This window comes from Streptomyces viridosporus (assembly GCF_002078235.1).
Lineage (GTDB): Bacteria > Actinomycetota > Actinomycetes > Streptomycetales > Streptomycetaceae > Streptomyces > Streptomyces viridosporus.
On record NZ_MSGP01000128.1, the window covers coordinates 1 to 10,874 of the forward strand.

9 protein-coding genes and 1 pseudogene are annotated in these 10,874 nt (G+C 71.0%); 7 read left to right on the forward strand and 3 right to left on the reverse strand.

The annotated features are described in order from the left end of the window. The 4 genes and pseudogenes from B7L92_RS42170 to B7L92_RS09775 all read left to right on the forward strand — a co-directional run. Positions 1–263 (forward strand): annotated as a pseudogene (locus B7L92_RS42170) (hypothetical protein); the annotation flags it as partial. Between the two features lie 70 nt (positions 264–333). Further along, positions 334–1,218 (forward strand): FadR/GntR family transcriptional regulator, encoded by an 885-nt coding sequence (locus B7L92_RS09765; RefSeq protein WP_081237044.1) that lies wholly within the window; start codon positions 334–336, stop codon positions 1,216–1,218. A gap of 423 nt (positions 1,219–1,641) precedes the next feature. After that, positions 1,642–3,171, forward strand: a complete 1,530-nt coding sequence (locus B7L92_RS09770) for an RNA polymerase sigma factor (RefSeq protein WP_081237050.1) — start codon at positions 1,642–1,644, stop codon at positions 3,169–3,171. A 150-nt stretch (positions 3,172–3,321) separates the two neighbouring features. Then, positions 3,322–4,143, forward strand: a complete 822-nt coding sequence (locus B7L92_RS09775; RefSeq protein WP_081237045.1) for a S1 family peptidase — start codon at positions 3,322–3,324, stop codon at positions 4,141–4,143. Positions 4,144–4,301: 158 nt separating this feature from the next. Here B7L92_RS09775 and B7L92_RS09780 read toward each other — a convergent pair whose 3' ends face one another. Beyond that, the gene (locus B7L92_RS09780) at positions 4,302–4,532 is read right to left on the reverse strand and encodes a DUF7455 domain-containing protein (protein WP_004982549.1); all 231 of its coding nucleotides are present in this window, start codon (positions 4,530–4,532) and stop codon (positions 4,302–4,304) included. A 439-nt stretch (positions 4,533–4,971) separates the two neighbouring features. Between B7L92_RS09780 and B7L92_RS09785 the strand changes: the two genes are divergently transcribed. The 3 genes from B7L92_RS09785 to B7L92_RS09795 all read left to right on the forward strand — a co-directional run bounded on the left by B7L92_RS09785 (position 4,972) and on the right by B7L92_RS09795 (position 9,353). Then, the gene (locus B7L92_RS09785) at positions 4,972–7,095 is read left to right on the forward strand and encodes a DNA gyrase/topoisomerase IV subunit B (protein ID WP_081237046.1); all 2,124 of its coding nucleotides are present in this window, start codon (positions 4,972–4,974) and stop codon (positions 7,093–7,095) included. Between the two features lie 231 nt (positions 7,096–7,326). Beyond that, the gene (locus B7L92_RS09790; protein WP_107501426.1) at positions 7,327–7,764 is read left to right on the forward strand and encodes a DUF485 domain-containing protein; all 438 of its coding nucleotides are present in this window, start codon (positions 7,327–7,329) and stop codon (positions 7,762–7,764) included. Continuing rightward, the gene (locus B7L92_RS09795; protein WP_081237048.1) at positions 7,761–9,353 is read left to right on the forward strand and encodes a monocarboxylic acid transporter; all 1,593 of its coding nucleotides are present in this window, start codon (positions 7,761–7,763) and stop codon (positions 9,351–9,353) included. The genes B7L92_RS09790 and B7L92_RS09795 overlap by 4 nt, the downstream gene beginning before the upstream one ends. A gap of 81 nt (positions 9,354–9,434) precedes the next feature. On the opposite strand, the gene B7L92_RS09800 is transcribed toward B7L92_RS09795, so the two are convergent. Together B7L92_RS09800 and B7L92_RS09805 are read right to left on the reverse strand one after the other, a co-directional pair. Continuing rightward, on the reverse strand, positions 9,435–10,115 hold the full coding sequence (locus tag B7L92_RS09800) for a response regulator (protein ID WP_081237049.1): 681 nt from the start codon (positions 10,113–10,115) through the stop codon (positions 9,435–9,437). Next, the coding region (locus tag B7L92_RS09805; protein ID WP_143626280.1) for a sensor histidine kinase at positions 10,112–10,874 on the reverse strand (763 nt) is incomplete at its 5' end. The genes B7L92_RS09805 and B7L92_RS09800, both read right to left, overlap by 4 nt.

Genomic DNA, 10,874 nt, shown 5'->3' on the forward strand with positions numbered 1-10,874 from the left:
CGGCGCGGGTGCGAGAAGCCCTGTCGCTCCGGTGGCCTTTCGGGGGAGAACGCCATCTGGAGACGGTGCTGCGGGTGGTCGCCCAACTCGTGGGCGGTGCGCTGGTGTTGTCGCTAACGGTGCTGCTCTGCGCCTATCTGCTCACGACCCTGCGGAGCAGGCTTCGACGACGGCCGCCCGTGCACGGATCGATGCGTCCGTGGCCACAACTCCCCGAGAAAAGTCCGTTTCTTTCCGATAAGGCGTCAATTGCGACGAGGTGAGCGATCACCCTTTCGTGTGCTTTTCACCAAAGCCCTCAAGGGAGTTGGGGTCGACGCCGACAAAGGATGCGTGAGTACCCTTGCGCACACCATGATGACCGCCGCCCGCTCCGCAGACTCCGGCCTCGCGAGCTCGGGCGGACTCGACCGCTACCCCTACGCCGAGGCGTCCGCCGACCGCGTCGGGGCCCCTGCCTGGGAGGGGACGGATCCGGAGCTGGGCCGCGTGAGCCGTCGTGCCGCGGGCAGCCGTGGACGCGGGCTGCACGGCCAACTCGTCCAACAGTTGGGTCAGATGATCGTTTCCGGCGATCTGGGCGCCGACCGTCCGCTGGTGCCCGAGGAGATCGGCCAGCGCTTCGAGGTCTCCCGCACCGTCGTGCGCGAATCGCTCCGCGTCCTGGAGGCCAAGGGCCTGGTCAGCGCGCGCCCGAACGTGGGCACGCGGGTGCGCCCGGTCAGTGACTGGAACCTGCTCGATCCGGACATCATCGAGTGGCGGGCCTTCGGGCCGCAGCGCGACGACCAGCGCCGTGAGCTCAGCGAGCTGCGCTGGACGATCGAGCCGCTCGCCGCCCGTCTGGCGGCCGGCCACGGACGCGAGGACGTCCAGCAGCGTCTGTCCGACATGGTGGAGATCATGGGCCACGCGATGGGGCAGGGTGACGCGCTCACGTTCGCCCGTGCCGACGCCGAGTTCCACTCGCTGCTCATCCAGGTCGCCGGCAACCGCATGCTGGAGCACCTCTCCGGGATCGTGTCCGCGGCGCTCCAGGTGTCGGGCGGCCCGGTCACGGGCTGTGAGCGGCCGAACGAGGCGTCGTTGGCGCACCACGGCAGGATCGTCGACGCCCTCGCCGACGGCGACGGCGCGGCGGCCGAGGCGGCCATGCGCCAGCTCCTCACGGTCCACCCCGAGGTCGAACGCGTGGTGCCCGCTCCGCGCGAGCACTGAACGCGTTCCGCGGACGGTGCGGTCCGGCCTGCCATCCCCTCCTGTGGCAGCGCCCCACCGATGAGCCGTCCCCCGCCGGACCCCGCGGGATCGTCGACGATCCCGCGGGGTCCGGCGGCGAAAAGGGGGTAGGAGGCCCGAAGAGGCACCCCCCTCGTCCCGAATGAAAGTTTTTGCACCTGTCTGACGGTTTCTGAATACTTACGGGGTGTGACTCGGGCCACGCGGATTGGGCGTAACGCTCCTGGGAAGAACGCGATGACCTAAGAGGTGACAGCCGCGGAGGAATACGGACGCCGTCGAAGGCGCTGTGCATCTCCCGGCCCCCGCCCGCACCGTCGGCCCATCCCCAAGCCGGCGGTCGGCTCCTGTCCGTCGTGGACGGGGCCGGAAGCCGTTTTCCAACGTTCCGAGAGGTTGTTCGTGTCGGCCAGCACATCCCGTACGCTCCCGCCGGAGATCGCCGAGTCCGTCTCTGTCATGGCGCTCATTGAGCGGGGAAAGGCTGAGGGGCAGATCGCCGGCGATGACGTGCGTCGGGCCTTCGAAGCCGACCAGATTCCGGCCACTCAGTGGAAGAACGTACTGCGCAGCCTCAACCAGATCCTCGAGGAAGAGGGTGTGACGCTGATGGTCAGTGCCGCAGAACCCAAGCGCACCCGCAAGAGCGTCGCAGCGAAGAGCCCCGCCAAGCGCACCGCCACCAAGACGGTCGCGGCCAAGGCGGCGACCACCCGGAAGGCCACAGCCACCGCCACGCCCGCGGCCTCCGCCGCCGACCCCGCCGCCGAGGGGGAGGCGCCCGCGAAGAAGGCGGCCGCCAAGAAGACCACCGCCAAGAAGGCGGCGGCGAAGAAGACCACGGCCAAGAAGACGGCCGTCAAGAAGACCACCGCCAAGAAGGACGACGTCGAGCTGGTCGACGACGAGGTCCTCGAGGACACCAAGGTCGCGGAGGAGCCCGAGGGCGCCGAGAGCGCCGGTTTCGTGCTCTCCGACGAGGACGAGGACGACGCCCCCGCCCAGCAGGTCGCCGCCGCCGGCGCCACCGCCGACCCGGTCAAGGACTACCTCAAGCAGATCGGCAAGGTGCCCCTGCTCAACGCCGAGCAGGAGGTCGAGCTCGCCAAGCGCATCGAGGCGGGCCTGTTCGCCGAGGACAAGCTGGCCAACTCCGACAAGCTGGCGCCGAAGCTCAAGCGCGAGCTGGAGATCATCGCCGAGGACGGGCGCCGCGCCAAGAACCACCTGCTGGAGGCCAACCTCCGTCTGGTGGTCTCCCTGGCCAAGCGCTACACCGGCCGCGGCATGCTCTTCCTGGACCTCATCCAGGAGGGCAACCTCGGTCTGATCCGCGCGGTGGAGAAGTTCGACTACACCAAGGGCTACAAGTTCTCCACGTACGCCACCTGGTGGATCCGCCAGGCGATCACCCGCGCGATGGCCGACCAGGCCCGCACCATCCGCATCCCGGTGCACATGGTCGAGGTCATCAACAAGCTCGCGCGCGTGCAGCGCCAGATGCTCCAGGACCTGGGCCGCGAGCCCACCCCGGAGGAGCTGGCCAAGGAGCTCGACATGACCCCGGAGAAGGTCATCGAGGTCCAGAAGTACGGCCGTGAGCCCATCTCGCTGCACACCCCGCTGGGCGAGGACGGCGACAGCGAGTTCGGTGACCTCATCGAGGACTCCGAGGCGGTCGTCCCGGCCGACGCGGTCAGCTTCACGCTTCTGCAGGAGCAGCTGCACTCCGTCCTCGACACCCTGTCCGAGCGCGAGGCGGGCGTCGTCTCCATGCGTTTCGGTCTCACCGACGGTCAGCCGAAGACCCTCGACGAGATCGGCAAGGTGTACGGCGTCACGCGCGAGCGCATCCGCCAGATCGAGTCCAAGACCATGTCGAAGCTGCGCCACCCGTCGCGTTCCCAGGTGCTGCGCGACTACCTCGACTAGTCCGGTCGCCGCGCGGCGCAGGCGTACGACACGTCCGCGAAGGCCCGGCCCCCGGGAACGGGGGCCGGGCCTTCGCTTTGCGCGGGTGCGCCCCACGACGGGGTGGATCACTCTGGGTGTTCCACGACCACCCCAGTGTGAGGAGCGTGCATGCGTCGTCGTCTCGTCCGGGCCCTGGCCCGGCCTCTGGTTCTCGCGGCCGTCACGACCGTCATACCGATGGCCGCCGCCGCTCCGGCGGTCGCCGACAGCATCGTCGTCGGCGGCTTCCCGGCCGATGCGGTGGAAAGTCCCTGGACCGTGGCGCTGTCCAGCCGTGACCGGTTCGGGGGTACGCGAGCCGGTCAGTTCTGCGGCGGTGTGGCGGTCGGCCGGACCACCGTGCTCACGGCGGCCCACTGCATGGACGAGGAGGTGCTGGGAGCGCCGCCGGACCGGATACCCGACCTCAGGGTCATCACGGGGCGCGCGGACCTGCTCTCGGACCGGGGCCGGGAGATAGCGGTGCGCAAGACCTGGGTGAATCCGGCCTACGACGGTGCCACCAACTCCGGCGACTTCGCCGTGCTCACCCTGGCCGAGCCGCTTCCCTCGAGCGCGGTCATCGCGATGGCGGGGGCGGGCGACCCCGCGTACCGGGCGGGTACGCGAGCCACCGTCTACGGGTGGGGGGACACCACGGGCTCCGGCGCCTATGCGGGCAGTCTGCACGCGGCGCGCGTGCGTGTGCAGCCCGACACGCTGTGTGAGGAAGCCTATCCGGGGGGTCCCGCCGGGACGTACCGCGCCGAGACGATGCTGTGCGCGGGAGAGACGGCAGGGGGCCGGGACGCCTGCCAGGGGGACAGCGGTGGGCCGCTGGTGGCCCAGGGGCGGCTGATAGGCCTGGTGTCCTGGGGCGCGGGCTGCGGCTGGGCGGGCAGCCCGGGGGTGTACACGCGGGTGTCCGCCGTCGTGCGGGCCCTCGGGTAGGCGGCGCGCAGGCCGGCAGGAGGGCCGCGGGGGCGTCCGACGGGTCCGAGCGGTCCCGAAGGGCTCCGGGGCGCGAGACGGGCGGCTGCCTCCCGGGAAAGGGGGGAGCCGCCCGTCCACCGGCCTGTGCCGGTCGGCTCGTCGTCGGACGCGAGGCGTCAGCGCTCTTCGTCGGGAGCGGTCGCCCGGGGAGCGGTCAGCCGCTCCGTCTCGTCCTGTATCTCAGCGGCGATCTTCTTGAGTTCCGGCTCGAACTTGCGGCCGTGGTGGGCGCAGAAGAGCAGTTCTCCGCCGCTCAGCAGGACGACGCGCAGGTATGCCTGGGCGCCGCAGCGGTCGCAGCGATCGGCGGCCGTCAGCGGGCTCGCGGGGGTCAGAACAGTAGTCACGTCGCCTCTTCTCTAGCTCGACGAGCTGTCGTACCAGGGTCAACATCCAACCAGCCCCAAACGTTCCCGCTCGCGGCTTCTCTTCGAAAAAATCTTCCGAGACGGCTGGCTGCTGCCGGTTGGCGGCGAATGTGCCGTAGTGCGTGTCTGATGTGTCGTACGGATTCGCGTTCTTATAGGTGGTCCGCCCTCCCGGCAGGGTTGCCGGTTGTTCATGAGGACGTGCCCGGAGCCTAAATGGTTCATGCCTCGAAGGGAACGTGATGTGTGCTTCACTCCATCGAGCGATCGAACAGGCATGCGACTCTCGACTAGGGTGGACTCGGGCGAGGGTGGCGTTACAACGGCTCTACCAGGCCTCGGTACCCTCTCACCGTTAACCGAAGTCGCGCCCTTACCCATGAGGGCCCCACCTGAAATTCAGCGAGGAGCGAACCGCGTGACCGCCGATACGTCCGTGCCGTCCACAGCTCTGCTGGCAGGAGCAGACCGGGACGGTTCCAACTACACCGCGCGGCACCTGCTCGTCCTCGAGGGGCTCGAGGCCGTGCGGAAGCGCCCCGGCATGTACATCGGATCGACCGACAGCCGGGGTCTGATGCACTGCCTCTGGGAGATCATCGACAACTCCGTGGACGAGGCCCTCGGAGGCTACTGCGACCGCATCGAGGTGGTCCTCCACGACGACGGCTCGGTGGAGGTCCGGGACAACGGCCGCGGCATCCCGGTCGACGTCGAACCCAAGACCGGCCTCTCCGGCGTCGAGGTCGTCATGACCAAGCTGCACGCGGGCGGCAAGTTCGGCGGCGGCTCGTACGCCGCCTCCGGCGGTCTGCACGGCGTCGGCGCCTCCGTCGTCAACGCCCTGTCCGCGCGGCTCGACGTCGAGGTGGACCGCGGCGGGCACACCCACGCGATCAGCTTCCGGCGCGGTGTCCCCGGAGCCTTCGCCGCCGTGGGCCCGGACGCGAAGTTCGAGGCCGGGAACGGACTGCGCAAGGCCAAGAAGATCCCGAAGAGCCGCAGCGGCACGCGTGTGCGCTACTGGGCCGACCGCCAGATCTTCCTCAAGGACGCCAAGCTCTCCCTGGAGACGCTGCACCAGCGCGCCCGCCAGACCGCGTTCCTGGTGCCCGGCCTGACCATCGTCGTCCGCGACGAGTACGGGCTCGGCGAGGGGGGCAGCAAGGGCGAGGAGTCGTTCCGCTTCGACGGTGGCATCAGTGAGTTCTGCGAGTTCCTGGCCGCCGACAGGCCCGTCTGCGACACCCTCCGGTTCACCGGGCAGGGCACCTTCAAGGAGACCGTCCCCGTCCTCGACGAGCACGGTCAGATGACGCCCACCGAGGTCACCCGCGAGCTCGGTGTCGACGTCGCGCTGCGCTGGGGGACCGGCTACGACGCGACGGTCAGGTCGTTCGTCAACATCATCGCCACCCCCAAGGGCGGCACCCATGTCGCCGGCTTCGAGCAGGCCGTCGCCAAGACGATGAACGAGGTGCTGCGCGCGAAGAAGATGCTGCGCGTGGCCGAGGACGACATCGTCAAGGACGACGCCCTGGAGGGCCTCACGGCGGTGGTCACGGTCCGCCTGGCCGAGCCGCAGTTCGAGGGCCAGACCAAGGAGGTCCTCGGCACCTCGGCGGCCCGCCGCATCGTGAACACCGTCGTCTCCCGCGAACTCAAGGCCTTCCTGACCTCCACCAAGCGGGACGCCGCCCAGCAGGCGAGGGTCGTCCTGGAGAAGGCCGTCGCCGCGGCCCGGACCCGCATCGCGGCCCGCCAGCACAAGGACGCCCAGCGCCGCAAGACGGCTCTGGAGTCCTCCACGCTGCCCGCCAAGCTGGCCGACTGCCGCAGCGACGACGTCGACCGCAGCGAGCTGTTCATCGTCGAGGGCGACTCCGCGCTCGGTACGGCGAAGCTCGCCCGGAACTCGGAGTTCCAGGCGCTGCTGCCGATCCGCGGGAAGATCCTCAACGTTCAGAAGTCGTCCGTGACGGACATGCTGAAGAACGCCGAGTGCGGTGCGATCATCCAGGTCATAGGAGCGGGGTCGGGGCGGACCTTCGACATCGACGCGGCCCGCTACGGCAAGATCATCATGATGACCGACGCCGATGTGGACGGCTCCCACATCCGCACCCTGCTCCTGACGCTGTTCCACCGCTACATGCGGCCCATGGTCGAGGCGGGCCGGGTGTTCGCCGCGGTGCCGCCGCTGCACCGCATCGAGCTGGTCCAGCCCAAGAGGGGGCAGGAGAAGTACGTCTACACGTACTCGGACCGGGAGCTGCGCGACAAGCTCATGGAGTTCCAGAGCAAGGGCATCCGGTACAAGGACTCGATCCAGCGGTACAAGGGCCTCGGCGAGATGGACGCCGACCAGCTGGCCGAGACGACCATGGACCCGCGCCACCGCACCCTGCGCCGGATCAACCTCACCGATCTGGAGGCCGCCGAGCAGGTCTTCGACCTGCTCATGGGCAACGACGTCGCCCCCCGCAAGGAGTTCATCTCCAGCTCCGCGGCGACCCTGGACCGGTCCCGCATCGACGCCTAGCGGCCGCCCGGACGCCCACGGGGGCCGGATCGCCCGAGGGGGCGCCCGCGAGGCCGGGTCACCTGATGGAGTGAAGAGGAACGGGAAGAAGAGTCGGGGATCTTCCCGTTCTGTCCATCCTTGGGCATGCAGTCGAGCAACGGCCGTACCCGCGCGGGCGGGGGCGGCCATGTGAGTTTTGTCGGGCACGTCGACGACCACCCCCCGGTTCCCGGCGGGGGAGCCGGGGACATGAGGTACGACGATCCCTGGTACGACGCCCTGGCCTCGGGCTGGGGCGAGTCGGCCGACGCGGGGGCGCCGGCGGCGGTGCCTACGCCGCGGGGCGAGGACCGGGCCCCGGCCGACGTCTACCTCGAGGTCCAGCGCAGCGAGGCCTTCCGGGAGGTGCGCAGCCGGTACCGGAGGTTCGTGGTCCCGGCGGCCGTGCTCTTCTTCGCCTGGTACGTGGCGTACGTCGTGACGGCCACGACCGCGCCGGAGTGGATGGCGCGGCCCGTGGCGGGCGCGGTGAACGCGGGCATGCTGGCGGGGCTCGCGCAGTTCCTGACCACCTTCCTGCTCACCTGGGCCTACGCGCGGCACGCGCGGCTGCGCAGGGACCGGGCGGCGCTGGAACTGCGCTGGGACACCCAGGAGCTGGCGCGGGAGAGAGGGGGCGCGGCATGACGGGCGACCACCAGACGCTGGCCCTGCTGCTGTTCAGCGCGTTCGTCGCGGTCACGCTGGGCATCACGACGTGGGTGAGCCGCCACCGGCACGGCTCCGCGGAGGAGTTCTACGCCGGCGGCCGGCTCTTCTCGCCGATGGAGAATGGTTTCGCCCTCGCGGGCGACTACATGTCGGCCGCCTCCTTCCTCGGCATCTCCGGACTCATCGCGCTCGTCGGCTACGACGGGATGCTCTACTCGGTGGGCTTCCTGGTGGCCTGGCTGGTCGTCCTGTTCCTGGTCGCCGAGCTGGTGCGCAACTGCGGGCGGTTCACGCTCGCCGACGTGGTCGCGGCGCGCATGCGGGAGCGTCCGGTGCGCGTCGCGACCGGAACCTCGTCGGTCACGGTCTCCGTCCTGTACCTGGTGGCGCAGATGGTGGGCGCGGGCAGCCTCGTCGCGCTGCTGCTCGGGGGCACCGGCGAGGCGGCGCGGGCCTGGACCGTCATCGGGGTCGGCGCGCTCATGGTGATCTACGTGTCGCTGGGAGGCATGCGGGCCACCACGTGGATCCAGATCGTCAAGGCGGTCCTGCTGCTCGGCGGCACCGTCGCGCTGACCGTCCTGGTCCTGCTGCGGTTCCACGGCGACTTCAACCGGCTGCTGCTCACGGCGGCCGAGCGCAGCGGTCACGGGGAGGCGTTCCTGGCACCCGGGCTCGCCTACGGCGGGGACTGGACCGCGCGGCTGGACTTCATCAGCCTGGGGCTCGCGCTGGTCCTCGGCACGGCCGGGCTGCCGCACATCCTGTCCCGCTTCTACACCGTCCCCACCGCGCGGGCGGCACGGCGCTCGGTCGTCTGGGCGATCGGGCTCATCGGCGGGTTCTACCTGATGACGATCGTGCTCGGATTCGGCGCCGCCGCCCTCGTCGGCCCGGACGCCGTGCGCGCCTCGAACACGTCCGGGAACACGGCGGTGCCCCTCCTGGCGCTCGACCTGGGCGGCGGGGCCGGATCCACGGGCGGAACGGTGCTCTTCGCGATCGTCGTCGCGGTCGCCTTCGCCACCATCCTCGCCGTGGTCGCCGGGGTCACGCTCGCCTCCTCGGCGTCGGTCGCCCACGACCTGTACGCCTCCCTGCGGCGGCGGCGCGGGGAACCGCGCAGCGAGGTGGCCGTGGCCCGCCTCGCCGCCGTCGGCATCGGCGTGGTCGCGATCGCCCTCGGCCTGCTGGCCCGCGACCTCAACGTCGCCTTCCTCGTGGGCCTCGCCTTCGCCGTCGCCGCGTCCGCCAACCTGCCCGTGCTGCTCTACTCCCTGTTCTGGCGCGGCTTCACCACACGGGGTGCCGTGTGGGCCGTCTACGGGGGCCTGGTCCCGGCCGTGGTGCTGGTGCTGCTGTCCCCCGTGGTGTCCGGCGGCCCCGAGGCCCTCTTCCCCGGCGTCGACTTCCAGCTCTTCCCGCTGCAGAACCCGGGCCTGGTCTCCGTCCCGCTGGGCTTCCTCGCGGGCTGGATCGGCACGGCCACCTCGGCCGAGGTCCCCGACGAGGCCAGGCACGCGGAGACCGAGGTCCGCTCACTGACCGGCGCGGGAGCGGTGTAGGACACCGGCGGGGACGGGCGGCGCCGGTGTCGGCAGGGAGGGAGGGCACGGTCCTGCCCCCGACCCCCACGGGCCGTGCCCTCAGGCGCGGGTCGCCCACGTGTAACGGTGCTCCGGGCGGCCCGCGTCGCCGTACTTGAGGGTTAGCGTGGCCCGTCCCGTGCGCTCCAGGAGCTTCAGATAGCGCTGGGCGGTCTGGCGGCTCACCCCGGTGCGTTCGGCGATCTCCTGGGCCGACAGCGGGCCGTCGGCGTGCAACAGGGCCTGCCGCACCAGCTCGGCGGTGGTGGGCGAGTGCCCCTTGGGCAGCCGGGGTTCGGCCGGCGCCGACAGGGTGCCGAAGATGCGGTCCACTTCCGCCTGCTCCGCCTCGCCGCCCCCGTCGAGGGTGCGGCGCAGCTCCGCGTACGCCTCCAGCTTGGCGCGCAGACCGGCGAAGGCGAACGGCTTGACCAGGTACTGCAGGGCGCCGTGGCGCATCGCCGCCTGCACGGTGGACACGTCGCGCGCGGCCGTCACCATGATCACATCGCTCGGGTGGCCGCGTCGGCGCATCTCCCGGACGACCTCGAGCCCCGTCCCGTCGGGCAGGTAGTGGTCCATGAGAACGAGGTCCGGCCGGGGCGGCGCCTCCAGAGCGGCGAGCGCCTCGGCCGCGCTGTGCGCCGTCCCGGCGACCCGGAAACCGGGCACCTTCTCGACGTAGGCGGCGTTGACCCGCGCGACCCGGACGTCGTCGTCCACGACCAGAACTTCGATCAACACGTTTCCTCCGTGGTGGTCCGCGGGGCGGGGCCCCCGGTGAGAGCGGGTGCGGCGGCCGGCTCGGTCAGGGCCTCGGGCAGGACGACGGTGAACTCCGCGCCTCCGCCGGGCGCCTCCCCGACGGCCGCGCTGCCGCCCTGCCGCTCGGCGAACCTGCGCACCAGGGGAAGCCCGATGCCGCGCTCGCGGTGGGCCGGCGGTTCCTTGGTCGACCAGCCCTCGGTGAAGACCGACTCGCGGTGCTCCCGCGGAACTCCGGGCCCGGTGTCCCGCACCACGAGCACCACCGTGCGTCCCTCCGCGCGCAGTTCGATCTCCACGCGCGCGTGCGGTGTGCCCGCGACGGCGTCGAGGGCGTTGTCCACCAGGTTGCCGACGACGGTGGCGAGCCCCCGGGAGTCGACCAGCCGGTCCGGCAGCCGCGTCCGGTCCGAGACCCGCAGGGCGACCGAGCGCTCGGCCGCGACCGTCGCCTTGCCCACCAGCAGGGCGGCCAGCAGGGGGTCCCGGATCTTCTCGGTGACCTGCTCCGCCGTGGCCCGGTGCTCGCCGACGACCTCGCCGACGAACTCCACGGCGTCGTCGTACATCTCCAGTTCGAGCAGTCCCAGCAGCGTGTGCATGCGGTTGGCGTGCTCGTGGTCCTGGGCGCGCAGCGCGTCGATCAGGCCGCGGGTGGAGTCCAGTTCCCGGCCCAGCCGGTCCAGTTCGGTGCGGTCGCGCAGGGTGGCGACGGCACCGAACTGGACCGGCTGG